General features: G+C 54.4%; 19 protein-coding genes and 4 tRNA genes. 13 read left to right on the forward strand and 10 right to left on the reverse strand.

The window, feature by feature from the left end; all coding sequences use genetic code 11:
* Positions 1-26 precede the first annotated feature (26 nt).
* Positions 27-977 (reverse strand): type I pantothenate kinase, encoded by a 951-nt coding sequence (coaA, locus tag V1603_RS04040; RefSeq protein ID WP_032654569.1) that lies wholly within the window; start codon positions 975-977, stop codon positions 27-29.
* A 317-nt stretch (positions 978-1294) separates the two neighbouring features.
* Here coaA and V1603_RS04045 point away from each other — a divergent pair.
* From V1603_RS04045 to rpoC, 13 genes are all read left to right on the forward strand, one after another.
* Positions 1295-1370, forward strand: a tRNA-Thr gene (locus V1603_RS04045).
* An 8-nt stretch (positions 1371-1378) separates the two neighbouring features.
* Positions 1379-1463, forward strand: a tRNA-Tyr gene (locus V1603_RS04050).
* A 117-nt stretch (positions 1464-1580) separates the two neighbouring features.
* Positions 1581-1655 (forward strand) — tRNA-Gly (locus V1603_RS04055).
* 6 nt (positions 1656-1661) lie between these two features.
* A tRNA-Thr gene (locus tag V1603_RS04060) sits at positions 1662-1737 on the forward strand.
* Positions 1738-1855: 118 nt separating this feature from the next.
* Positions 1856-3040, forward strand: coding sequence for an elongation factor Tu (gene tuf / locus V1603_RS04065; protein WP_023309456.1), 1185 nt, complete (start codon positions 1856-1858; stop codon positions 3038-3040).
* A 229-nt stretch (positions 3041-3269) separates the two neighbouring features.
* Entirely contained in the window at positions 3270-3653 is a 384-nt protein-coding gene (secE, locus tag V1603_RS04070; RefSeq protein WP_013094999.1) for a preprotein translocase subunit SecE, read from the forward strand.
* A 1-nt stretch (position 3654) separates the two neighbouring features.
* Positions 3655-4200, forward strand: a complete 546-nt coding sequence (gene nusG, locus V1603_RS04075; protein WP_003862341.1) for a transcription termination/antitermination protein NusG — start codon at positions 3655-3657, stop codon at positions 4198-4200.
* 156 nt (positions 4201-4356) lie between these two features.
* Complete coding sequence (rplK, locus tag V1603_RS04080; RefSeq protein WP_008503452.1) at positions 4357-4785, forward strand: 50S ribosomal protein L11; 429 nt, start codon at positions 4357-4359, stop codon at positions 4783-4785.
* Positions 4786-4788: 3 nt separating this feature from the next.
* Complete coding sequence (rplA, locus tag V1603_RS04085; protein WP_006810530.1) at positions 4789-5493, forward strand: 50S ribosomal protein L1; 705 nt, start codon at positions 4789-4791, stop codon at positions 5491-5493.
* 289 nt (positions 5494-5782) lie between these two features.
* Positions 5783-6280 carry a 50S ribosomal protein L10 gene (rplJ, locus tag V1603_RS04090; protein WP_003862338.1) on the forward strand — a complete coding sequence of 166 codons (498 nt, stop codon included), beginning with the start codon at positions 5783-5785 and terminating at the stop codon, positions 6278-6280.
* 66 nt (positions 6281-6346) lie between these two features.
* Positions 6347-6712, forward strand: a complete 366-nt coding sequence (gene rplL / locus V1603_RS04095; protein ID WP_002445276.1) for a 50S ribosomal protein L7/L12 — start codon at positions 6347-6349, stop codon at positions 6710-6712.
* A 319-nt stretch (positions 6713-7031) separates the two neighbouring features.
* On the forward strand, positions 7032-11060 hold the full coding sequence (gene rpoB / locus V1603_RS04100; protein WP_061096566.1) for a DNA-directed RNA polymerase subunit beta: 4029 nt from the start codon (positions 7032-7034) through the stop codon (positions 11058-11060).
* A gap of 76 nt (positions 11061-11136) precedes the next feature.
* On the forward strand, positions 11137-15360 hold the full coding sequence (rpoC, locus tag V1603_RS04105) for a DNA-directed RNA polymerase subunit beta' (RefSeq protein WP_116344079.1): 4224 nt from the start codon (positions 11137-11139) through the stop codon (positions 15358-15360).
* Between the two features lie 58 nt (positions 15361-15418).
* Here rpoC and V1603_RS04110 read toward each other — a convergent pair whose 3' ends face one another.
* From V1603_RS04110 to thiC, 9 genes are all read right to left on the reverse strand, one after another.
* Positions 15419-15736 (reverse strand): PTS lactose/cellobiose transporter subunit IIA, encoded by a 318-nt coding sequence (locus V1603_RS04110; protein ID WP_116344078.1) that lies wholly within the window; start codon positions 15734-15736, stop codon positions 15419-15421.
* Positions 15736-16044 carry a PTS sugar transporter subunit IIB gene (locus V1603_RS04115; protein WP_010425948.1) on the reverse strand — a complete coding sequence of 103 codons (309 nt, stop codon included), beginning with the start codon at positions 16042-16044 and terminating at the stop codon, positions 15736-15738. The genes V1603_RS04110 and V1603_RS04115 overlap by 1 nt, the downstream gene beginning before the upstream one ends.
* Before the next feature lie 180 nt (positions 16045-16224).
* Complete coding sequence (locus V1603_RS04120; protein ID WP_395313528.1) at positions 16225-17766, reverse strand: diguanylate cyclase domain-containing protein; 1542 nt, start codon at positions 17764-17766, stop codon at positions 16225-16227.
* Between the two features lie 337 nt (positions 17767-18103).
* Positions 18104-19231, reverse strand: coding sequence for a 2-iminoacetate synthase ThiH (thiH, locus tag V1603_RS04125; protein ID WP_233003723.1), 1128 nt, complete (start codon positions 19229-19231; stop codon positions 18104-18106).
* Complete coding sequence (thiG, locus tag V1603_RS04130; RefSeq protein WP_116344075.1) at positions 19228-19998, reverse strand: thiazole synthase; 771 nt, start codon at positions 19996-19998, stop codon at positions 19228-19230. Before thiG ends, thiH begins: the two co-directional genes overlap by 4 nt.
* Before the next feature lies 1 nt (position 19999).
* Positions 20000-20200, reverse strand: a complete 201-nt coding sequence (gene thiS / locus V1603_RS04135) for a sulfur carrier protein ThiS (RefSeq protein WP_163331138.1) — start codon at positions 20198-20200, stop codon at positions 20000-20002.
* Positions 20184-20939: a HesA/MoeB/ThiF family protein gene (locus V1603_RS04140; protein WP_116344073.1), complete on the reverse strand. Its 756-nt coding sequence runs from the start codon at positions 20937-20939 to the stop codon at positions 20184-20186. The genes thiS and V1603_RS04140 overlap by 17 nt, the downstream gene beginning before the upstream one ends.
* The gene (thiE, locus tag V1603_RS04145; RefSeq protein WP_163331137.1) at positions 20932-21567 is read right to left on the reverse strand and encodes a thiamine phosphate synthase; all 636 of its coding nucleotides are present in this window, start codon (positions 21565-21567) and stop codon (positions 20932-20934) included. The genes V1603_RS04140 and thiE overlap by 8 nt, the downstream gene beginning before the upstream one ends.
* Positions 21567-23462, reverse strand: coding sequence for a phosphomethylpyrimidine synthase ThiC (thiC, locus tag V1603_RS04150; protein ID WP_233003724.1), 1896 nt, complete (start codon positions 23460-23462; stop codon positions 21567-21569). Before thiC ends, thiE begins: the two co-directional genes overlap by 1 nt.
* Positions 23463-23513 lie beyond the last annotated feature (51 nt).

Raw genomic sequence — 23513 nt, forward strand, 5'->3', positions numbered from 1 at the left:
AAGCCGGTTTTTTTATATCTGCCTGGCTATTTCCGCAGGCGAATCTGGTCGACGGCGTGCTTCTCGCTCTTGGTGAGGATCAGGCTCGCACGCTCGCGCGTCGGCAGGATGTTCTCTTTGAGGTTCACGTAGTTGATCTCATTCCACAGCCCCGTCGCCACATTAATCGCTTCTTCTTCAGAAAGCTGGGCGTAGTGGTGGAAATAGGAGTCCGGGTCGGTGAATGCCCCTTCGCGGAACTTCAGGAAGCGGTTGATATACCAGTTCTGCAGCAGGTCTTCCGGCGCATCAACATAGATAGAGAAATCGACGAAATCCGAAACGAACACATGATGCGGGTCATGTGGATAATCCATTCCGCTTTGCAGCACGTTCAAACCTTCAAGAATCAGGATGTCCGGCTGGACTACCGTTTTATCCCCATCCGGGATGCGGTCGTAGATCAGGTGTGAATAGACCGGCGCCGTGACGTGAGGCACGCCAGATTTCAGGTCAGAGACAAATTTCACCAGACGGTGCATATCATAAGAGAGCGGGAAGCCCTTCTTCTTCATCAGCCCGCGTTCTTTTAATACTTCGTTCGGGTGCAGGAAGCCGTCGGTCGTGATCAACTCAACGCTGCGGTGTTCCGGCCAGCGGCTCAATAACGCCTGCAGTACGCGTGCGGTGGTGCTTTTACCCACGGCCACGCTGCCTGCAATGCTAATGATATAAGGAATGCGCTGACCGTTCGTGCCGAGGAACTGCTCCAGCACCGCCTGACGGCGCAGGTTGGAGCTGATATAGAAGTTAAGCAAGCGAGAGAGGGGGAGATAAATTTCTGCCACCTCTTCCAGGGACAGATCTTCGTTTATCCCTTTTAACCGTGCGATTTCACCTTCCGTCAGCGTCATAGGGACGGAATCACGCAGGGCAGCCCACTGGCTGCGGTTAAAGTGAAGATAAGGCGTCATTAACGTTTGCTCTTTTTTGCTCATAAGCATGCTTCAGTGAGCCAGCGCTATGCTGCCGGGACGTGGCTCATCACACAGTTAATTTTGGACAATGGGCAGGAGGTTAACACCAGATGGCGGGAATAATAAGAAAAAAGATGGAAAGCGCTGCGTTACGCGGAAGCCGTCACGCTACGGTGTATACCGTGCAAAACACCCTTTCATGTTGATTATTTGACCGTGGATGACTACTTTTACAGCGCTTAGTGCGCTGTTCGCATAAAATGTGAGCGAAAGAACGTTTTATGCAAATTTTTAGTTGCATGACCGCGCAGGTATCCATAGAATGCGCGCTACTTGATGCCGACTTAGCTCAGTAGGTAGAGCAACTGACTTGTAATCAGTAGGTCACCAGTTCGATTCCGGTAGTCGGCACCATCAAGTCCGGTGGGGTTCCCGAGCGGCCAAAGGGAGCAGACTGTAAATCTGCCGTCACAGACTTCGAAGGTTCGAATCCTTCCCCCACCACCACTTTCTGGCAGCGTAAATGCCGCCGGAGCTGGTTGGAAAAATTAGCCAGCTCAAACTGAAAAAGAGAGAAATCTCTTTTTTTGTTACAGAAAGAACTGGGTAGCCGAGTTTCAGGATGCGGGCATCGTATAATGGCTATTACCTCAGCCTTCCAAGCTGATGATGCGGGTTCGATTCCCGCTGCCCGCTCCAATACGTGCTGATATGGCTCAGTTGGTAGAGCGCACCCTTGGTAAGGGTGAGGTCCCCAGTTCGACTCTGGGTATCAGCACCACTTCACTTCTCCTTCCCGTTTCTCTCTGTTTTAATTTTACTGTATTCAACAATTCGGGCATTTCGCCTGGTTGATGTGGTGATATCACCGATTTATCCGTGTCTTAGAGGGACAATCGATGTCTAAAGAAAAGTTTGAACGTACAAAACCGCACGTTAACGTCGGTACTATCGGCCACGTTGACCATGGTAAAACAACGCTGACCGCTGCAATCACTACCGTTCTGGCAAAAACCTACGGTGGTTCTGCTCGTGCATTCGACCAGATCGATAACGCACCAGAAGAAAAAGCTCGTGGTATCACCATCAACACCTCTCACGTTGAATACGACACCCCGACTCGCCACTACGCACACGTAGACTGCCCAGGCCACGCCGACTATGTTAAAAACATGATCACCGGTGCTGCGCAGATGGACGGCGCGATCCTGGTTGTTGCTGCGACTGACGGCCCAATGCCTCAGACCCGTGAGCACATCCTGCTGGGTCGTCAGGTAGGCGTTCCTTTCATCATCGTGTTCCTGAACAAGTGCGACATGGTTGATGACGAAGAGCTGCTGGAACTGGTAGAGATGGAAGTTCGTGAACTGCTGTCTCAGTACGATTTCCCAGGCGACGACACCCCAATCGTTCGTGGTTCCGCGCTGAAAGCGCTGGAAGGCGACGCAGAGTGGGAAGCGAAAATCATCGAACTGGCTGGCTTCCTGGATTCTTACATCCCAGAACCAGAGCGTGCGATTGACAAGCCATTCCTGCTGCCAATCGAAGACGTATTCTCCATCTCCGGTCGTGGTACCGTTGTTACCGGTCGTGTAGAGCGCGGTATCATCAAAGTTGGTGAAGAAGTTGAAATCGTTGGTATCAAAGAGACTGCGAAGTCTACCTGTACTGGCGTTGAAATGTTCCGCAAACTGCTGGACGAAGGCCGTGCTGGTGAGAACGTTGGTGTTCTGCTGCGTGGTATCAAGCGTGAAGAAATCGAACGTGGTCAGGTTCTGGCGAAGCCAGGCTCAATCAAGCCACACACCAAGTTCGAATCTGAAGTGTACATCCTGTCCAAAGACGAAGGCGGCCGTCATACTCCGTTCTTCAAAGGCTACCGTCCACAGTTCTACTTCCGTACAACTGACGTGACCGGTACCATCGAACTGCCAGAAGGCGTAGAGATGGTAATGCCAGGCGACAACATCAAGATGGTAGTGACTCTGATCCACCCAATCGCGATGGACGACGGTCTGCGTTTCGCAATCCGTGAAGGTGGCCGTACCGTTGGCGCGGGCGTGGTTGCTAAAGTTCTCGGCTAATTGCTGATAACATTTGACGCAATGCGCAATAAAAGGGCATCATTTGATGCCCTTTTTGCACGCTTTCACGCCAGAACCTGGCTCATCAGTGATTATTTTTGTCATAATCATTGCTGAGACAGGCTCTGCAGAGAGCGTATAATCCGAAAAGCGAATTAGCATTTCGATTTGGTTTGCCTCGCGATCGCGGGGTGAAAATGTTTGTAGAATACTTCTGACAGGTTGGTTTATGAGTGCGAATACCGAAGCTCAAGGGAGCGGGCGCGGCCTGGAAGCGATGAAATGGGTAGTAGTAGCCGTTCTGCTGATCGTAGCGATTGTCGGCAACTACCTTTATCGTGACATTATGCTGCCGCTACGCGCGCTTGCAGTGGTAATTCTGATTGCTGCAGCGGGTGGTGTCGCGCTGTTGACGACGAAAGGCAAAGCGACTGTCGCTTTTGCCCGCGAAGCGCGTACCGAAGTCCGCAAGGTAATTTGGCCGACTCGCCAGGAAACATTGCACACCACGCTGATCGTAGCGGCGGTTACCGCTGTAATGTCACTGATCCTGTGGGGACTGGATGGTATTCTGGTTCGCCTGGTATCCTTTATCACTGGCCTGAGGTTCTGAGATGTCTGAAGCCCCTAAAAAGCGCTGGTACGTCGTTCAGGCGTTTTCCGGTTTTGAAGGCCGCGTAGCCACGTCGCTGCGTGAGCATATCAAATTACACAACATGGAAGAGTTGTTTGGCGAAGTTATGGTTCCAACCGAAGAAGTGGTTGAGATCCGTGGCGGCCAGCGTCGCAAAAGCGAGCGCAAATTCTTCCCGGGTTACGTGCTGGTTCAGATGGTTATGAACGACGCGAGCTGGCACCTGGTGCGCAGCGTACCGCGCGTGATGGGCTTTATCGGCGGCACGTCTGACCGTCCGGCGCCAATCAGCGACAAAGAAGTTGATGCGATTATGAACCGCCTGCAGCAGGTAGGTGATAAGCCGCGTCCGAAAACGCTGTTTGAACCGGGTGAAATGGTTCGTGTTAATGACGGTCCGTTTGCTGACTTTAATGGCGTGGTTGAAGAAGTGGACTACGAGAAGTCCCGCCTGAAAGTTTCTGTTTCTATCTTCGGTCGTGCGACCCCGGTAGAACTGGACTTTGCCCAGGTAGAAAAAGCCTAAGCAGCGATCAAAAAAGCGACGATTTAATCGTTGCACAAGGCGCGGGATTGGAATACAATTTCGCGCCTTTTGTTTTTATGGGTCTCGGTCCGTAAAACGAATTTTATTCACGGGGAGCCTCCCTGAGGCGCTATTACCCAATCAGAGGATTTTAGAATGGCTAAGAAAGTACAAGCCTACGTCAAGCTGCAGGTTGCAGCTGGTATGGCGAACCCAAGTCCACCAGTTGGTCCAGCTCTGGGTCAGCAGGGTGTGAACATCATGGAATTCTGTAAAGCGTTCAACGCAAAAACTGAATCCCTGGAAAAAGGTCTGCCAATCCCAGTCGTAATCACTGTTTACGCTGACCGTTCTTTCACTTTCGTTACCAAAACCCCTCCAGCAGCAGTTCTGCTGAAGAAAGCGGCTGGTATCAAGTCTGGTTCCGGTAAACCGAACAAAGACAAAGTGGGTAAAATTTCCCGCGCTCAGCTGCAGGAAATCGCGCAGACCAAAGCTGCCGACATGACTGGTGCCGACATTGAAGCGATGACTCGCTCCATCGAAGGTACTGCACGTTCCATGGGCCTGGTAGTGGAGGACTAAGAAATGGCTAAACTGACCAAGCGCATGTCCGTGATCCGTGACAAAGTTGATGCGACCAAACAGTACGACATCAACGAAGCTATCGCTCTGCTGAAAGAACTGGCAACTGCTAAGTTCGTTGAAAGCGTTGACGTTGCCGTTAACCTGGGCATCGACGCTCGTAAATCCGATCAGAACGTTCGTGGCGCAACTGTACTGCCACACGGTACTGGCCGTTCCGTTCGCGTAGCTGTATTTGCTCAGGGTGCAAACGCTGAAGCTGCTAAAGCTGCCGGTGCTGAACTGGTAGGTATGGAAGATCTGGCTGATCAGATCAAGAAAGGCGAAATGAACTTTGACGTTGTTATCGCATCTCCAGATGCAATGCGCGTTGTTGGCCAGCTGGGCCAGGTTCTGGGTCCACGCGGCCTGATGCCAAACCCGAAAGTTGGTACTGTAACTCCTAACGTTGCTGAAGCGGTTAAGAACGCTAAAGCGGGTCAGGTTCGTTATCGTAACGACAAAAACGGCATCATCCACACCACCATCGGTAAAGTGGACTTTGACGCTGACAAACTGAAAGAAAACCTGGAAGCTCTGCTGGTTGCGCTGAAAAAAGCAAAACCAACTCAGGCGAAAGGCGTGTACATCAAGAAAGTTAGCATCTCCACCACTATGGGTGCAGGTGTTGCAGTTGACCAGGCTGGCCTGAGCGCTGCTGCAAACTAATGCCTTTACGTGGGCGGTGATTTTGTCTACAATCTTACCCCCACGTTTGCTAACGAAAGTTAGCGGCTAAAAGAATTGTTCGTTGGAGCCTGGCCTATCCAGGCCTCCGTCGAAGACCGCAGGTGTCTCGAAAGAGACTTAATCCCCTGCGTAGACGGTGACAGAACGCTAAGATTATTTTTAATACTCTGGCTTGTTTCTGCTCACCGTATTAAGACGCTCTTCCCGTTGGGAAGAGTGAAGTGAGTTCCGGAACATGAGTTCCGGCAAACATCCAGGAGCAAAGCTAATGGCTTTAAATCTTCAAGACAAACAAGCGATTGTTGCTGAAGTCAGCGAAGTAGCCAAAGGCGCGCTGTCTGCAGTAGTTGCGGATTCCCGTGGCGTTACTGTAGACAAAATGACTGAACTGCGTAAAGCAGGTCGTGAAGCTGGCGTATACATGCGTGTTGTTCGTAACACCCTGCTGCGCCGCGTAGTTGAAGGTACTCAGTTCGAGTGCCTGAAAGACACGTTTGTTGGTCCGACCCTGATTGCATACTCTATGGAACACCCGGGCGCTGCTGCTCGTCTGTTCAAAGAGTTCGCGAAAGCGAATGCAAAATTTGAGGTCAAAGCTGCAGCCTTTGAAGGTGAGTTGATCCCGGCATCGCAAATCGATCGCCTGGCAACCCTGCCGACCTACGAAGAAGCAATTGCACGCCTGATGGCAACCATGAAAGAAGCTGCGGCTGGCAAACTGGTTCGCACTCTGGCTGCTGTACGCGATGCGAAAGAAGCTGCTTAATTGCAGTTATCTTTATAAAGCATTTGCTTACGTATAAACTTATTCTGATTTTCAGGAACAATTTAAATGTCTATCACTAAAGATCAAATCATTGAAGCAGTAGCAGCTATGTCCGTAATGGACGTTGTAGAGCTGGTTTCTGCAATGGAAGAAAAATTCGGTGTTTCTGCTGCTGCTGCTGTAGCTGTAGCTGCTGGCCCGGCTGAAGCTGCTGAAGAAAAAACTGAATTCGACGTAATTCTGAAAGCTGCTGGCGCGAACAAAGTTGCTGTTATCAAAGCAGTACGTGGCGCAACTGGCCTGGGTCTGAAAGAAGCTAAAGACCTGGTAGAATCTGCTCCAGCTGCGCTGAAAGAAGGCGTGAGCAAAGACGACGCAGAAGCACTGAAAAAATCTCTGGAAGAAGCTGGCGCTGAAGTTGAAGTTAAATAAGCCAACTTTTCTGGTTGCAGCCTAAGCAATTAGGCTGATGGCTGGTGACTTTTTAGTCACCAGCCTTTTTGCGCTGTAAGGCATCAGTAGCATTTCACACTGTTTGACTGCTGATTGTCCTGACAATGCTTGTTTCTATCGACGACTTAATATACTGCGACAGGGTGCTCGCTCTGTGTAAATCGCAATGAAATGGTTTAAGCGTGATAGCAACAGGTATTGCGGAAAGTATTCAATTTTCCGGTCCACAAAATGGTGTTGCACAAACTGTCCCTTCGTCGGACAGATGGGTCGACTTGTCAGCGAGCTGAGGAACCCTATGGTTTACTCCTATACCGAGAAAAAACGTATTCGTAAGGATTTTGGTAAACGTCCACAAGTTCTGGACATTCCATATCTCCTTTCTATCCAGCTTGACTCGTTCCAGAAGTTTATCGAGCAAGATCCTGAAGGGCAGTACGGTCTGGAAGCAGCCTTCCGTTCCGTGTTCCCGATTCAGAGCTACAGCGGTAACTCCGAGCTGCAGTACGTCAGCTACCGCCTTGGCGAACCGGTGTTTGACGTTCAGGAATGTCAGATCCGTGGCGTGACCTATTCCGCACCGCTGCGCGTAAAACTGCGTCTGGTGATCTACGAGCGCGAAGCGCCGGAAGGCACCGTAAAAGACATTAAAGAACAAGAAGTCTACATGGGTGAGATTCCACTCATGACAGACAACGGTACTTTCGTCATCAACGGTACTGAGCGTGTTATCGTTTCCCAGCTGCATCGTAGCCCGGGCGTCTTCTTCGACAGCGATAAAGGTAAAACACACTCTTCCGGTAAAGTACTGTATAACGCACGCATCATTCCTTACCGTGGTTCATGGCTGGACTTCGAGTTCGATCCAAAAGACAACCTGTTTGTCCGTATCGACCGTCGTCGTAAACTGCCTGCAACCATCATTCTGCGTGCACTGAACTATACCACTGAGCAGATCCTGGACCTGTTCTTTGAGAAAGTGATCTTTGAAATCCGCGACAACAAGCTGCAGATGGAGCTGGTGCCGGAACGTCTGCGTGGTGAGACCGCGTCGTTCGACATCGAAGCCGACGGCAAAGTGTATGTGGAAAAAGGTCGCCGTATCACCGCGCGCCACATCCGCCAACTGGAAAAAGATGATATCAAACACATCGAAGTTCCGGTTGAATACATTGCAGGAAAAGTAGCCGCGAAAGATTACGTTGATGAATCAACTGGCGAGCTGATCTGCCCGGCTAACATGGAGCTGAGCCTGGATCTGCTGGCTAAGCTGAGCCAGTCTGGCCACAAACGTATCGAAACGCTGTTCACCAACGATCTGGACCACGGTCCGTACATCTCTGAGACTGTACGCGTCGACCCAACGACCGATCGTCTGAGCGCGCTGGTCGAAATCTACCGCATGATGCGTCCTGGTGAGCCACCAACTCGCGAAGCGGCTGAAAGCCTGTTCGAGAACCTGTTCTTCTCCGAAGACCGCTACGATCTGTCCGCGGTAGGTCGTATGAAGTTCAACCGTTCTCTGCTGCGCGATGAAATCGAAGGTTCCGGTATCCTGAGCAAAGACGACATCATCGAAGTGATGAAGAAGCTCATCGATATCCGTAACGGTAAAGGCGAAGTGGACGATATTGACCACCTCGGCAACCGTCGTATCCGCTCCGTGGGCGAAATGGCGGAAAACCAGTTCCGCGTTGGCCTGGTACGTGTAGAGCGTGCGGTGAAAGAGCGTCTGTCTCTGGGCGATCTGGATACCCTGATGCCTCAGGATATGATCAACGCCAAGCCGATTTCTGCAGCAGTGAAAGAGTTCTTCGGTTCCAGCCAGCTGTCTCAGTTCATGGACCAGAACAACCCGCTGTCTGAGATTACGCATAAACGTCGTATCTCCGCACTCGGCCCGGGCGGTCTGACCCGTGAACGTGCAGGCTTCGAAGTTCGAGACGTACACCCGACGCACTACGGTCGCGTATGTCCAATCGAAACGCCTGAAGGTCCAAACATCGGTCTGATCAACTCCCTGTCCGTTTACGCACAGACGAACGAATACGGTTTCCTCGAGACCCCGTACCGTAAAGTGACTGACGGTGTTGTTACCGACGAAATTCACTACCTGTCTGCTATCGAAGAAGGCAACTACGTTATCGCTCAGGCGAACTCCAACCTGGATGACGAAGGCCACTTTGTAGAAGATTTGGTTACCTGCCGTAGCAAAGGCGAATCCAGCTTGTTCAGCCGCGACCAGGTTGACTACATGGACGTTTCCACCCAGCAGGTGGTATCCGTTGGTGCGTCCCTGATCCCGTTCCTGGAACACGATGACGCCAACCGTGCATTGATGGGTGCGAACATGCAACGTCAGGCCGTTCCAACTCTGCGTGCTGATAAGCCGCTGGTTGGTACCGGTATGGAACGTGCTGTTGCCGTTGACTCCGGTGTTACTGCAGTTGCTAAGCGTGGCGGTACCGTTCAGTACGTCGACGCATCCCGTATCGTTATCAAAGTTAACGAAGACGAGATGTATCCGGGCGAAGCGGGTATCGACATCTACAACCTGACCAAATACACCCGTTCTAACCAGAACACCTGTATCAACCAGATGCCTTGTGTATCTCTGGGTGAGCCAGTTGAGCGCGGCGACGTGCTGGCAGACGGTCCGTCCACCGACCTTGGTGAACTGGCGCTCGGTCAGAACATGCGCGTAGCGTTCATGCCGTGGAACGGTTACAACTTCGAAGACTCCATCCTTGTCTCCGAGCGTGTGGTTCAGGAAGATCGTTTCACCACCATCCACATTCAGGAACTGGCCTGCGTGTCCCGTGACACCAAGCTGGGGCCAGAAGAGATCACTGCCGACATCCCTAACGTGGGTGAAGCTGCGCTCTCCAAACTGGATGAATCCGGTATTGTTTACATCGGTGCGGAAGTGACCGGCGGCGACATTCTGGTTGGTAAGGTTACGCCGAAAGGTGAAACCCAGCTGACGCCAGAAGAGAAACTGCTGCGTGCAATCTTCGGTGAGAAAGCGTCTGACGTTAAAGACTCTTCTCTGCGCGTACCAAACGGTGTTTCCGGTACGGTTATCGACGTTCAGGTCTTCACTCGTGATGGCGTTGAGAAAGATAAGCGTGCGCTGGAAATCGAAGAGATGCAGCTCAAGCAGGCTAAGAAAGACCTGTCTGAAGAACTGCAGATCCTCGAAGCGGGTCTGTTCAGCCGTATTTATGCGGTGCTGGTTGCCGGTGGCGTTGAAGCTGAGAAGCTCGACAAACTGCCACGCGATCGCTGGCTGGAACTGGGCCTGACCGACGAAGAGAAACAAAATCAGCTGGAACAGCTGGCTGAGCAGTATGACGAACTGAAACACGAGTTCGAGAAAAAGCTCGAAGCGAAACGCCGCAAAATCACTCAGGGCGACGATCTGGCACCAGGCGTGCTGAAGATTGTTAAGGTGTATCTGGCCGTTAAACGTCAGATCCAGCCTGGTGATAAGATGGCAGGTCGTCACGGTAACAAGGGTGTTATCTCTAAGATCAACCCGATCGAAGATATGCCGCACGATGCTAACGGTACGCCGGTAGATATCGTACTGAACCCACTGGGCGTACCGTCTCGTATGAACATCGGTCAGATTCTGGAAACCCACCTGGGTATGGCTGCGAAAGGTATTGGCGACAAAATCAACGCCATGCTGAAACAGCAGCAGGAAGTCGCGAAACTGCGCGAATTCATCCAGCGTGCCTACGATCTGGGTACCGATGTGCGTCAGAAAGTCGACCTGAACACCTTCAGCGATGAAGAAGTGCTGCGTCTGGCAGAGAACCTGCGCAAAGGTATGCCAATTGCAACGCCGGTATTCGACGGTGCAAAAGAAGCTGAAATTAAAGAGCTGCTGCAACTGGGTGGTCTGCCAACGTCTGGTCAGATTACGCTGTTTGACGGCCGTACCGGTGAACAGTTTGAGCGTCCAGTAACCGTTGGTTACATGTACATGCTGAAACTGAACCACCTGGTCGACGACAAGATGCACGCTCGTTCTACCGGTTCTTACAGCCTGGTTACTCAGCAGCCGCTGGGTGGTAAGGCACAGTTCGGTGGTCAGCGCTTCGGGGAGATGGAAGTGTGGGCGCTGGAAGCATACGGCGCGGCATACACCCTGCAGGAAATGCTCACCGTTAAGTCTGATGACGTGAACGGTCGTACCAAGATGTATAAAAACATCGTGGACGGCAACCATCAGATGGAGCCGGGCATGCCAGAATCCTTCAACGTACTGTTGAAAGAGATTCGTTCGCTGGGTATCAACATCGAACTGGAAGACGAGTAATTCTCGCTCAAACAGGTCACTGCTGTCGGGTTAACGCCCGACAGCAGAGTGTGCTAACTCCGACGGGAGCAAATCCGTGAAAGACTTATTAAAGTTTCTGAAAGCGCAAACTAAAACCGAAGAGTTTGATGCGATCAAAATTGCTCTGGCTTCGCCAGACATGATCCGTTCATGGTCTTTCGGTGAAGTTAAAAAGCCGGAAACCATCAACTACCGTACGTTCAAACCTGAGCGTGACGGCCTTTTCTGTGCACGTATTTTCGGGCCAGTAAAAGATTACGAGTGCCTGTGCGGTAAGTACAAGCGCCTGAAACACCGTGGTGTGATCTGTGAGAAGTGCGGCGTTGAAGTGACCCAGACCAAAGTACGCCGTGAGCGTATGGGCCACATCGAGCTGGCGTCTCCGACTGCTCACATCTGGTTCCTGAAATCTCTGCCGTCCCGTATCGGCCTGCTGCTGGATATGCCGCTGCGCGATATCGAACGTGTACTGTACTTCGAATCTTATGTGGTTATCGAAGGCGGGATGACGAACCTGGAACGTCACCAGATCCTGACTGAAGAGCAGTATCTGGACGCGCTGGAAGAGTTCGGTGACGAATTCGACGCGAAGATGGGTGCGGAAGCTATTCAGGCCCTGCTGAAGAGCATGGATCTGGAGCAAGAGTGCGAGCAGCTGCGTGAAGAGCTGAACGAAACCAACTCCGAAACCAAGCGTAAAAAGCTGACCAAGCGTATCAAACTGCTGGAAGCGTTCGTTCAGTCTGGTAACAAACCAGAGTGGATGATCCTGACCGTTCTGCCGGTTCTGCCGCCAGATCTGCGTCCGCTGGTTCCGCTGGATGGTGGTCGTTTCGCAACGTCCGATCTGAACGATCTGTATCGTCGCGTGATCAACCGTAACAACCGTCTGAAACGTCTGCTGGATCTGGCTGCGCCGGATATCATCGTACGCAACGAAAAACGTATGCTGCAGGAAGCGGTAGATGCCCTGCTGGATAACGGTCGTCGTGGTCGTGCGATCACCGGTTCTAACAAACGTCCTCTGAAATCTTTGGCCGACATGATCAAAGGTAAACAGGGTCGTTTCCGTCAGAACCTGCTCGGTAAGCGTGTTGACTACTCCGGTCGTTCTGTAATCACCGTAGGTCCATACCTGCGTCTGCATCAGTGCGGTCTGCCGAAGAAAATGGCACTGGAGCTGTTCAAACCGTTCATCTACGGCAAGCTGGAGCTGCGAGGACTCGCCACTACCATCAAAGCCGCTAAGAAAATGGTTGAGCGTGAAGAAGCTGTCGTTTGGGATATCCTGGACGAAGTGATCCGCGAACACCCGGTACTGCTGAACCGTGCACCAACACTGCACCGTCTGGGTATCCAGGCATTTGAGCCAGTACTGATCGAAGGTAAAGCTATCCAGCTGCACCCGCTGGTCTGTGCGGCTTATAACGCCGACTTCGATGGTGACCAGATGGCTGTTCACGTACCGCTGACGCTGGAAGCCCAGCTCGAAGCGCGTGCGCTGATGATGTCTACCAACAACATCCTGTCTCCAGCGAACGGTGAGCCAATCATCGTTCCTTCTCAGGACGTTGTATTGGGTCTGTACTACATGACCCGTGACTGTGTTAACGCCAAAGGCGAAGGCATGGTGCTGACTGGCCCGAAAGAAGCTGAGCGTATTTATCGCGCTGGCCTGGCCTCTCTGCATGCGCGCGTTAAAGTGCGTATCACCGAATACGAAAAAGATGCAAACGGCGAATTCGTTGCGAAAACCAGCCTGAAAGACACGACCGTTGGCCGTGCCATTCTGTGGATGATCGTACCGAAAGGTCTGCCTTTCTCCATCGTCAACCAGGCGCTGGGTAAGAAAGCGATCTCCAAAATGCTGAACACCTGTTACCGCATTCTGGGTCTGAAGCCGACCGTTATCTTCGCTGACCAGACAATGTATACCGGCTTTGCTTATGCAGCGCGTTCAGGTGCATCTGTTGGTATCGATGACATGGTCATCCCAGAGAAGAAACACGAGATCATCTCTGAAGCGGAAGCTGAAGTTGCGGAAATCCAGGAGCAGTTCCAGTCTGGTCTGGTCACCGCGGGCGAACGTTACAACAAAGTTATCGATATCTGGGCTGCGGCGAACGATCGTGTATCCAAAGCGATGATGGATAACCTGCAAACCGAAACCGTGATTAACCGTGACGGCGTAGAAGAGCAGCAGGTTTCCTTCAACAGCATCTACATGATGGCCGACTCCGGTGCGCGTGGTTCCGCAGCACAGATTCGTCAGCTGGCAGGTATGCGTGGTCTGATGGCGAAGCCGGATGGCTCCATCATCGAAACGCCAATCACCGCGAACTTCCGTGAAGGTCTGAACGTACTCCAGTACTTCATCTCCACGCACGGTGCGCGTAAAGGTCTGGCGGATACCGCACTGAAAACAGCGAACTCCGGTTATCTGACGCGTCGTCTGGTTGACGTTGCGCAGGATCTGGTTGTGACCGAAGACGATTGTGGCACCCTCGAAGGTATCACCATGACCCCGGTTATCGAGGGTGGTGATGTTAAAGAGCCGCTGCGCGATCGCGTACTGGGTCGTGTAACCGCGGAAGACATCCTGAAGCCGGGCACCGCAGACATTCTGGTTCCACGCAACACGCTGCTGCACGAACAGTGGTGTGACCTGCTGGAAGCGAACTCTGTTGACTCCGTAAAAGTGCGTTCCGTTGTATCCTGTGACACCGACTTTGGTGTATGTGCGCACTGCTACGGTCGTGACCTGGCGCGTGGCCACATCATCAACAAAGGTGAAGCCATCGGCGTTATCGCGGCACAGTCCATCGGTGAGCCGGGTACACAGCTGACGATGCGTACGTTCCACATCGGTGGTGCGGCATCTCGTGCGGCTGCTGAATCCAGCATCCAGGTGAAAAACAAAGGTAGCATCAAGCTCAGCAACGCGAAATCGGTTGTGAACTCCAGCGGTAAACTGGTTATCACTTCTCGTAACACCGAGCTGAAGCTGATCGACGAATTCGGTCGTACCAAAGAGAGCTATAAAGTGCCTTACGGTGCTGTTATGGCGAAAGGTGATGGCGAGCAGGTTGCCGGCGGTGAAACCGTTGCAAACTGGGATCCACACACCATGCCGGTTATCACCGAAGTAAGTGGTTTCATCCGCTTTACTGACATGATCGACGGCCAGACCATTACTCGTCAGACCGACGAGCTGACCGGTCTGTCTTCTCTGGTGGTTCTGGATTCTGCAGAACGTACTACCGGTGGTAAAGATCTGCGTCCTGCGCTGAAAATCGTTGATGCTCAGGGTAACGACGTTCTGATCCCGGGTACCGATATGCCTGCGCAGTACTTCCTGCCGGGTAAAGCGATTGTACAGCTGGAAGATGGCGTACAGATCAGCTCTGGTGACACCCTGGCGCGTATTCCTCAGGAATCCGGCGGTACCAAGGACATCACCGGTGGTCTGCCACGCGTTGCGGACCTGTTCGAAGCACGTCGTCCGAAAGAGCCTGCAATCCTGGCTGAAATCAGCGGCATCATCTCCTTCGGTAAAGAGACCAAAGGCAAGCGCCGTCTGGTTATCACGCCAGTAGATGGCAGCGAGCCGTACGAAGAGATGATTCCTAAGTGGCGTCAGCTCAACGTGTTCGAAGGCGAACGTGTAGAACGTGGTGACGTGGTTTCCGACGGTCCAGAAGCGCCGCACGACATCCTGCGTCTGCGTGGTGTGCATGCTGTTACTCGTTACATTGTTAACGAAGTACAGGACGTATACCGCCTGCAGGGCGTTAAGATTAACGATAAGCACATCGAAGTTATCGTTCGTCAGATGCTGCGTAAAGCAACCATCGAAAACGCGGGCAGCTCCGACTTCCTGGAAGGCGAGCAGGTTGAATACTCACGCGTTAAGATCGCTAACCGCGATCTCGAAGCGAATGGCAAAATCGGTGCGACCTTCGCACGCGATCTGCTGGGTATCACCAAAGCGTCTCTGGCAACCGAGTCCTTCATCTCTGCAGCATCGTTCCAGGAGACGACTCGTGTCCTGACCGAAGCCGCTGTTGCAGGTAAACGTGATGAACTGCGCGGTCTGAAAGAGAACGTCATCGTGGGTCGTCTGATCCCGGCCGGTACCGGTTATGCGTACCACCAGGATCGTATGCGTCGTCGCGCAGCGGGCGAACTGCCAGCTGCACCGCAGGTTACTGCTGAAGATGCCTCCGCGAGCCTTGCAGAACTGCTGAACGCAGGTCTGGGCGGTTCCGACAACGAGTAATCGTTGATGCCGTAAATAAAAAACCCGCCTCGGCGGGTTTTTTTATATCTGCATGTCTTTAATTCACTAGCGGGATGCGTCGATAAAGCTCAATCATATCGCCCGCCAGATCCTGAATAACCATCGCGTTCATCAGGTGGTCCTGAGAATGAACGGTGATCAGGTTAACCGGCAGTTTCCCGGTCCCTTCGTCAAGGCCGATAAGCTGCGTTTGGATCGTATGCGCGTGCTTCACATATTCGCGCGACTCTTCCATCGCTTTCTCAGCTTCGTCAAACTCACCTTTACGCGCCATCTGCAGGGCCGTCAGGGCCGCGCTGCGTGCCGCACCTGCATTGACCAGCAGTTCCATGATCGTGGTTTCTAAGTCGTCCATTATGACTCCAGCAGCTTGAGCGCTTTTTCCAGTACGGCATCGCCTTTCATCATGCCGTAATCCATCATGTCGATCACCGCGACCTTTTTGCCCAGCGGGTCGGCCTGCGCCTGCAGTTTAGCCTGCTCGTATTTAACCTGTGGCCCCAGCAATACGATGTCGGCCGTCGCGATGTTGTCTTTAAACTCCGCAACCGGAACGGCTTTAATGGTGACTTCAACCCCTTTTTTCTGCGCGGCGTCTTTCATACGTTGAACCAGCATGCTGGTTGACATTCCCGCTGCACAGCATAAAACGATGTTCTTCATAATCAGCCTCGATCTACATGTGTTTATTGATAATTATCTCGCACAGAGGGCTTCAACAACCGCTTTACCACGATTGTGTGTCAGGCATCACAAAGAAACCGGCGAATTTCTGAAACCGGTTACAATTTGTATGACCGTCAACCTCACCCGTGGGGAACGGGCGGGCTGTGAGGTGGGGGATTAGCTGATGGCTGTTCGGATAATGCGGTTTTTACCCTGCCGTTTCGCGCTGTAGAGGGCACTATCAACGCTTTCGACAAATTGTTCCAGCGGTTCGAAGTGCCATTCACCGAGACCCGCACTGAACGTGACGTGCAGGTTTTCTTCCCGCCAGGCGCGCCTTTCAACGGCGGTGCGCCATGCATCAAGCAATGAGAATGCGGCAGCGATCTGCTCGGCCTGGAAGATCACCGCGAACTCTTCGCCACCGTAGCGGTAGACCGAGACGTTGTGGGGCTGCATTATCTGGATCCCCTCACGCGCCACGTTACGCAGGACGATATCACCGCTCAGATGTCCCCACGTGTCGTTAATTGACTTGAAGTTATCAATATCAACCAGCGCCATCGCGAAAGGCTGGTGGGCGCTTAATAATTCCTCTACATCGCTATCGAACGCACGGCGGTTTTTGCAGCCTGTCAGCGCATCGTGAGTGGCCTGGCGGACATATGCCATCTCACGCTCTTTATTGGACTGGATGGTGTGGCTCAGCATCGCTTCCAGACGCGGTGCCTGGCTGACATCGCCCGTTTTGATCGCGTTGATAATGGTCATCAGCACGGTACGTGAGGCATGGCGCAGATAGAGGCCGAAGAGAATGATAATGATGGCCGCCAGCGCGAAACCCCAGCCTACGATCGTCGTTTCGTGGCGGGTAATATCGGTAAGCGTTGCGCCAGAGACCCGGTAGATAACAAACCAGTCCGGGTTTGTGAAAGAGTAGTAGTAATACCAGGCGTTGGTTTTCTTGTCGTAGAGATGGCCTTCACCACTGGTCATTTTGTCCATCAGCGCTTCGCTCACGTACTGTTTGAAGAGCGCGCCAGTATCAGGGTGCAGCACGACGGCGCCATCACGTTCGACGACGAAGAATTCCCCCTGAACAGGGGCGACCATCTGACGCAGAGTGTAGCCCATTGACGTCAAATCAAGATGAAACGCGAGCGTGCCCTTAAGGCGGCCTTCTGGTGAAATTAACGGCTTATAGACTGTTACCGTTGGGTGGCCGGTGAAGTAATCCATATAGGGGCGGGTATAGTGGCTAAAGATACTGGCTTCAGCCTGGGCGACAAACCACGGCCGCGTCCGGGGATCGAAAGTTTTGCTCTTTTCCGTGGGGAGCACTTCCGGCGCGCGCAGATAATGTCCCTGCGTGTCTACCAGCGAGATGGATGACACGGTCGGCATCAGATTCTGCAAATGCATCATCATCTGCAGACCTTGCGTCGGGTTAAGGTTGAGGGTCTCGTTTAGCTTGTCGTCGCGCGCAAAGTAGATGGCGGAGCGTCCCAGAATATAGTCATTTTCACGCAGGATAGACTCGGTGTAGTTCACCGCAAGGTTATGGGTGAAATTCCCATTAATCTTATGATAGTCCTCAAGAAAATCCTTTTGTTGCGAAAGCGTGACCACGACTGCGATCAGCGCAAAACTGCACAGGATCCCCGCGAAGCTAAGCATGATTGGCCGGGTAAAAGAGAGCTTTTTGCTGTGAAGTGCCATGAGTTGTACATCGATCCTGATGGTGAATACTTTTCGTCTGCCGATATCCTCTCAGCATAGTCGCTGTCCTGCGGTTAGCGGTGAATTATACGGAACCCGATTTAAGACGAGATGATTTATCTTAAGAATCACTAAGAAATATCTTATTCAAGCCATGTCGCCCATCTTATGCACGGAGTCTGAGGCAGGGCGAAACGAGGAAGAAGCTTTTCGCCCTGGTCAGCGTCCGTTGCTGACCTGATGACAATAAAAAACCGGACGATAGCTGACAATCATCCGGTTTTGCCTTTCCGTAGCGCCTCGACAATTTTTTACCGTGTTGCAGTGCGTTTCATCGTCATTGCGAGGCTCTTCCCAGCCAGCTGTCCCAGTCTTTCCAGACAGGCTGCAGACCCTGTGCCGTCAGGGCGGCGGCAACGGCTTCTGGACGCCGTCCGTCATGCGGTGCAAACTGCTCCAGCTCCGGATGGTCGTCTGCATACCCGCCCGGCTGCGTTTTGGAAAACGCGCTGACGTTGTTAATCGCAAGGGGAATGACGCGATCGCGAAACGCCGGGGACTCACGTGTTGAGAGCGATAATTCTACTTCCGGGGCGAGCAGGCGAAACGCGCAGATGGTCTGCACCAGCTGGCGCTCATCCATCAGCGAAGCCGGTTCAATGCCTCCTGCGCAGGGGCGAAGGCGCGGGAAGGAGATGGAGTATCGGGTTTGCCAGTAGTGTTGCTGCAGCCACAGCAGATGTTCTGCCACCATGTAGCAATCAACCCGCCAGCTGTCTGAAAGCCCAATTAGCGCACCCAGCCCGATTTTGTCGATCCCGGCACGGCCCAGCCTGTCCGGCGTTTCCAGCCGGAAGAAGAAATCCTGCTTCTTCCCCTTCAGGTGATGCCGGGCGTACGTCGTCTCGTGGTAAGTTTCCTGATAGACCATGACCCCATCCAGCCCGAGCGTTTTTAACTCTGCATACTCGTCCTGCGACAGGGGCTGAACCTCCATCTGCAACGACGCAAACTCCCGACGTATCGCCGGAAGATGCTGACGGAAGTAGTCCATTCCCACTTTCCCCTGATGCTCGCCCGTAACCAGCAGAAGATGCTCAAACCCCATTTCACGAATGGCGGCACACTCGCGTGCGATCTCCTCTTCATCGAGCGTTTTCCGCTTGATGCGGTTGCTCATGGAGAAACCACAGTAGGTACAGTCGTTGGCGCACAGGTTCGAAAGATAGAGCGGGACGTAGAAGCTTACCGTGTTGCCAAACCGTTGCCGGGTGAGGCGCTGAGCGCGCTGTGCCATCGGTTCAAGGTAGGCGCTGGCTGCCGGAGAGAGCAGGGCCATCAGATCCTCACGGGTCAAATGACGGGCATTCAGCGCGCGTTCCACGTCAGCCGCCGTTTTGCTGTTAATGCGCAGGGCTATGTCGTCCCAGTTAAGCTCGCGCCAGCGCTCGGTAAACGTGCTCATGAGAGCGCCTCCAGAAAACCGGTCAGCGGGCTGGTAGCCTGTGCCTGGAAACTGCGTGAGCCGGGACCTGATTCTCTGGCCAGCACGCCAGCCTCCACGGCAAGACGGAACGCGCGCGCCATCATCACCGGATCGTCAGCTACCGCAATCGCGGTATTCACCAGCACCGCGTCGGCACCCATCTCCAGCGCCTGCGCGGCGTGGCTGGGAACGCCGATGCCCGCATCCACCACCACCGGCACGGTCGCCTGCTCGATGATGATCTCCAGCATTGCGCGGGTTTCCAGCCCCTGATTGGAGCCAATGGGGGCGCCCAGGGGCATGACGGCGGCGCAGCCGACCTCTTCCAGACGCTTACACAACACGGGATCCGCGCCGCAGTAAGGCAGAACGGTAAACCCCTGCTGCACCAGCTTTTCTGCCGCTTTCAGCGTCTCGATCGGGTCGGGCAGCAGCCAGCGGGCATCCGGGTGAATTTCCAGCTTCAGCCAGCGGGTGCCGAGCGCTTCCCGCGCCAGCTGTGCGGCGAAAATCGCCTCTTCGGCCGTTTTGGCGCCGGAGGTGTTAGGCAGCAGCGTGACGCCAGCTTCAAGCAACGGTGCAAGAATGGCATCGCTGTGATGACGCAGATCCACGCGCTTAAGCGCCAGCGTCACCAGCTGGCTGCCGCTTTCGCGAATGGCATCCACCATCAGCTGTGGCGAGGCGAATTTTCCGGTTCCGGTAAACAGATGCGAATCAAAGACTTTATCGGCAATACGTAACATATCAGCCCCCTGCGATAACCTGAAACAGCAGGATCTGGTCGCCTTCATTGACCTGCTGATGTTCCCACTGCTCGCGCGGCAGGATCTGTTGATTGAGCGCCAGCGCCGTTCCCGGCTTAAGCTGGCGTAATTTATCGAGCAGTACGGCAACGGTAAGCCCGTCGTCGCAGCTCATCGGCTCATCGTTAAACAGAATGCGCATCGCGGCCTCCGCATACCGGGCAGCGGCTGGCGCGGTGTAGCGCCAGATGGCGCCAGCCGCTGGAGCGGGCGTCGAACAGGCGCAGCGTGTTGCGCTCCGTCTCCATGCCGCTGAGCAGCTTGATGGCCTCCAGCGCCTGCAGCGTGCCCATCACGCCCACCACCGGACCAAGCACACCCGCCGTGCGGCAGTTGCGCGCTGGCTCGGCATCGTCCGGCCACAGGCAACGGTAGCAGCCCTGCGCCCACGGCGGCGTCAGGACCATCATCTGCCCGCCGAACCCCACCGCGCTGGCGGTGATCAGCGGCGTATTCTCTGCCACGCAGGCGGCGTTGATGGCCTGACGCGTCGCCATATTATCGGTGCAGTCCAGCACCGCGTCGGCAAGGGCGACTTCACGCTGCAAATGTTCACCGCTCAGCCGCGTCTGAAGTGCAATCAGTTCGATATCGGGGTTGAGCTGATTCAGCCTCTGGCGCGTAACCTGCGCTTTAGGCTGGTTGACATCGTCTGTCGTGAAGAGGATTTGCCGCTGCAGGTTGCTGAGGTGCACTTCGTCGTCATCGGCCAGCACCAGCGTGCCCACGCCCGCACCGGCCAGATAGAGCGCGGCGGGCGCGCCTAATCCTCCCAGGCCAACAATCAGCACCCGGCTGGCGAGCAGCTTTTGCTGCCCGTCGATGGCGATATCTTCCAGCAGGATCTGACGGCTGTAGCGCATAAAATCGCGGTCATTCATTGCCAGCTCCTGCCAGCTGTAAAAGCTGTTCGGTGGCGGACCGCCAGTCTGCGGCCTGGGTGATGGCGCTGACGACGGCGATACTGCCGACGCCGGTCTCCAGCACTGCCGGGGCGCGTTCAAGGCTGATTCCGCCAATGGCGACGGTCGGGTAATCGGCAAGGCGCTTAACGTGACTCGCCAGCTGCGTCAGCCCCTGCGGCGCCGAGGGCATCTGCTTGGTTTGCGTCGGGAAGACGTGACCCAGCGCGATGTAAGAGGGGCGGGCCGTCAGCGCCACGTCGATCTCCATGTCATCGTGTGTTGAAACGCCAAGGCGCAGGCCAGCCTGGCGGATGGCGTTCAAATCGGTGGTTTCCAGGTCCTCCTGACCCAAATGGACACCATACGCCTGGTGCTTAATCGCCAGTCGCCAGTAATCGTTGATAAACAGACGCGCGTCGTAACGGCGTCCCAGCGTGATGGCGGCGACCACATCGGCCTCTACCTCTTCATCGCGCTTATCCTTGATGCGCAGCTGGAGGGTGCGAACGCCGGCCTCAAGCAGGCGTTCGATCCACTCCACGCTGTCCACCACCGGATAGAGCCCTAAACGGAAGGGCACGGAGGGGAAATCAGGCTGGTACATTACGCCTCCTCTTTTTTGAGGTAGATTTCGCCGCCTTTCGCGCGGAAGGTTTCTGACATGTCCGCCATGCCGACTTCAATGGTCTGCGCGGCGGCGTAGTCGCGCACCTCCTGGCTAATTTTCATCGAGCAGAACTTCGGCCCGCACATGGAGCAGAAGTGCGCCACCTTACCCGATTCCTGCGGCAGGGTTTCATCGTGGTAGGCGCGGGCGGTGAAGGGATCGAGCGCCAGGTTAAACTGGTCTTCCCAGCGGAATTCAAAGCGCGCTTTGGACATGGCGTTGTCGCGGATTTGCGCACCCGGGTGGCCTTTCGCCAGATCCGCCGCGTGGGCGGCAATCTTGTAGGTAATCAGCCCCTGCTTCACGTCCTCTTTGTTAGGCAGGCCGAGGTGCTCTTTCGGCGTCACGTAGCAGAGCATGGCGCAGCCGAACCAGCCGATCATCGCCGCCCCAATGCCTGACGTGAAGTGGTCATAGCCCGGCGCAATATCGGTCGTCAATGGCCCCAGGGTGTAGAACGGCGCTTCGTGGCAGTGTTCCAGCTCCTCGGTCATGTTGCGGCGGATCATCTGCATCGGCACGTGGCCCGGGCCTTCAATCATTACCTGCACGTCATACTCCCAGGCGATTTTGGTCAGTTCGCCCAGCGTGTGCAGCTCGGCAAACTGCGCTTCGTCGTTGGCGTCGCGAATTGAGCCCGGACGCAGGCCGTCGCCCAGCGACAGCGAGACGTCATAGGCGGCGCAGATTTCGCAGATCTCGCGGAAGTGCTCGTAGAGGAAGTTTTCCTGATGATGGGACAGGCACCACTTCGCCATAATGGAACCGCCGCGCGAGACGATGCCGGTCAGACGCTTCGCCGTCATCGGCACATAGCGCAGCAGCACGCCTGCGTGAATGGTGAAGTAGTCCACACCCTGTTCCGCCTGCTCCAGCAGCGTGTCGCGGAACGCTTCCCAGGTGAGGTTTTCGGCGATGCCGTTGACCTTCTCCAGCGCCTGATAAATCGGGACGGTACCGATCGGCACCGGGCTGTTACGCAGGATCCATTCGCGGGTTTCGTGGATGTAGCGGCCAGTAGAAAGATCCATTACCGTATCCGCGCCCCAGCGCGTTGACCAGACCAGCTTTTCCACCTCTTCTTCGATGGATGACGTCACCGCCGAGTTGCCGATGTTGGCATTGACCTTCACCAGGAAGTTACGGCCGATAATCATCGGCTCGGATTCCGGATGGTTAATGTTGGCGGGGATAATAGCGCGGCCTGCGGCCACTTCGTCGCGCACAAACTCTGGCGTGATGTTTTCCGGCAGGCGAGCGCCAAAGCCTTCGCCCGGATGCTGGTGGCGCAATATTTCGCTGCGGATGCGCTCACGGCCCATGTTTTCACGGATGGCGATGAACTCCATCTCCGGCGTGACGATGCCCTGGCGCGCATAGTGCAACTGGGTCACGCATTTGCCCGCTCTGGCGCGTTTTGGCGTCAGCAGGCCGGTAAAGCGCAGCTCGTCCAGACCGTCGTCGGCCAGACGTTCTTTGGTATACGCAGAGCTGCGCACGCTCAGCTCTTCGCAGTCGTTACGCGCGTCAATCCACGGCTGGCGTAGCTTTGCCAGGCCCTGCTGGACATTGATGGCAACATCAGGGTCACCGTACGGGCCTGAGGTGTCATACACCGGCACGGCTTCGTTGTCTTCGTACTGCGGGTTCTCTTTGCTGCCGCCAATAAGCGTCGGGCTAAGCTGGATTTCACGCATCGGCACGCGGATATCGGCCTGCGAGCCGGTGATGTAGATACGTTTCGAGTTTGGGAAGGCGGTCCCTTCCAGGGTATCGATGAAGCGTTGGGCGTGTTCGCGCTGTTCGCGACGGGTCAATTTAACGATAGACATAGCTCATTCCAAAAGTGAAGGACATGGCTTGTCAGACGACGGATGAAGCAA

Origin of the sequence: Enterobacter sp. ECC-219 (assembly GCF_043966805.1) — a bacterium.
GTDB lineage: Bacteria > Pseudomonadota > Gammaproteobacteria > Enterobacterales > Enterobacteriaceae > Enterobacter > Enterobacter cloacae_N.

Bases quoted from the DNA above. Each gene is read 5' to 3' on its own strand.
- V1603_RS04115 (WP_010425948.1), bottom strand. From the start codon at position 16,044: ATGAAGAACATCGTTTTATGCTGTGCAGCGGGAATGTCAACCAGCATG.
- thiG (WP_116344075.1), bottom strand. From the start codon at position 19,998: ATGTTACGTATTGCCGATAAAGTCTTTGATTCGCATCTGTTTACCGGA.
- nusG (WP_003862341.1), top strand. From the start codon at position 3,655: ATGTCTGAAGCCCCTAAAAAGCGCTGGTACGTCGTTCAGGCGTTTTCC.
- rpoB (WP_061096566.1), top strand. From the start codon at position 7,032: ATGGTTTACTCCTATACCGAGAAAAAACGTATTCGTAAGGATTTTGGT.
- thiS (WP_163331138.1), bottom strand. From the start codon at position 20,200: ATGCGCATTCTGTTTAACGATGAGCCGATGAGCTGCGACGACGGGCTT.
- rplL (WP_002445276.1), top strand. From the start codon at position 6,347: ATGTCTATCACTAAAGATCAAATCATTGAAGCAGTAGCAGCTATGTCC.
- rplJ (WP_003862338.1), top strand. From the start codon at position 5,783: ATGGCTTTAAATCTTCAAGACAAACAAGCGATTGTTGCTGAAGTCAGC.
- V1603_RS04110 (WP_116344078.1), bottom strand. From the start codon at position 15,736: ATGGACGACTTAGAAACCACGATCATGGAACTGCTGGTCAATGCAGGT.
- V1603_RS04140 (WP_116344073.1), bottom strand. From the start codon at position 20,939: ATGAATGACCGCGATTTTATGCGCTACAGCCGTCAGATCCTGCTGGAA.
- secE (WP_013094999.1), top strand. From the start codon at position 3,270: ATGAGTGCGAATACCGAAGCTCAAGGGAGCGGGCGCGGCCTGGAAGCG.
- thiH (WP_233003723.1), bottom strand. From the start codon at position 19,231: ATGAGCACGTTTACCGAGCGCTGGCGCGAGCTTAACTGGGACGACATA.
- thiC (WP_233003724.1), bottom strand. From the start codon at position 23,462: ATGTCTATCGTTAAATTGACCCGTCGCGAACAGCGCGAACACGCCCAA.
- V1603_RS04120 (WP_395313528.1), bottom strand. From the start codon at position 17,766: ATGGCACTTCACAGCAAAAAGCTCTCTTTTACCCGGCCAATCATGCTT.
- rplA (WP_006810530.1), top strand. From the start codon at position 4,789: ATGGCTAAACTGACCAAGCGCATGTCCGTGATCCGTGACAAAGTTGAT.
- thiE (WP_163331137.1), bottom strand. From the start codon at position 21,567: ATGTACCAGCCTGATTTCCCCTCCGTGCCCTTCCGTTTAGGGCTCTAT.
- rplK (WP_008503452.1), top strand. From the start codon at position 4,357: ATGGCTAAGAAAGTACAAGCCTACGTCAAGCTGCAGGTTGCAGCTGGT.
- coaA (WP_032654569.1), bottom strand. From the start codon at position 977: ATGAGCAAAAAAGAGCAAACGTTAATGACGCCTTATCTTCACTTTAAC.
- tuf (WP_023309456.1), top strand. From the start codon at position 1,856: ATGTCTAAAGAAAAGTTTGAACGTACAAAACCGCACGTTAACGTCGGT.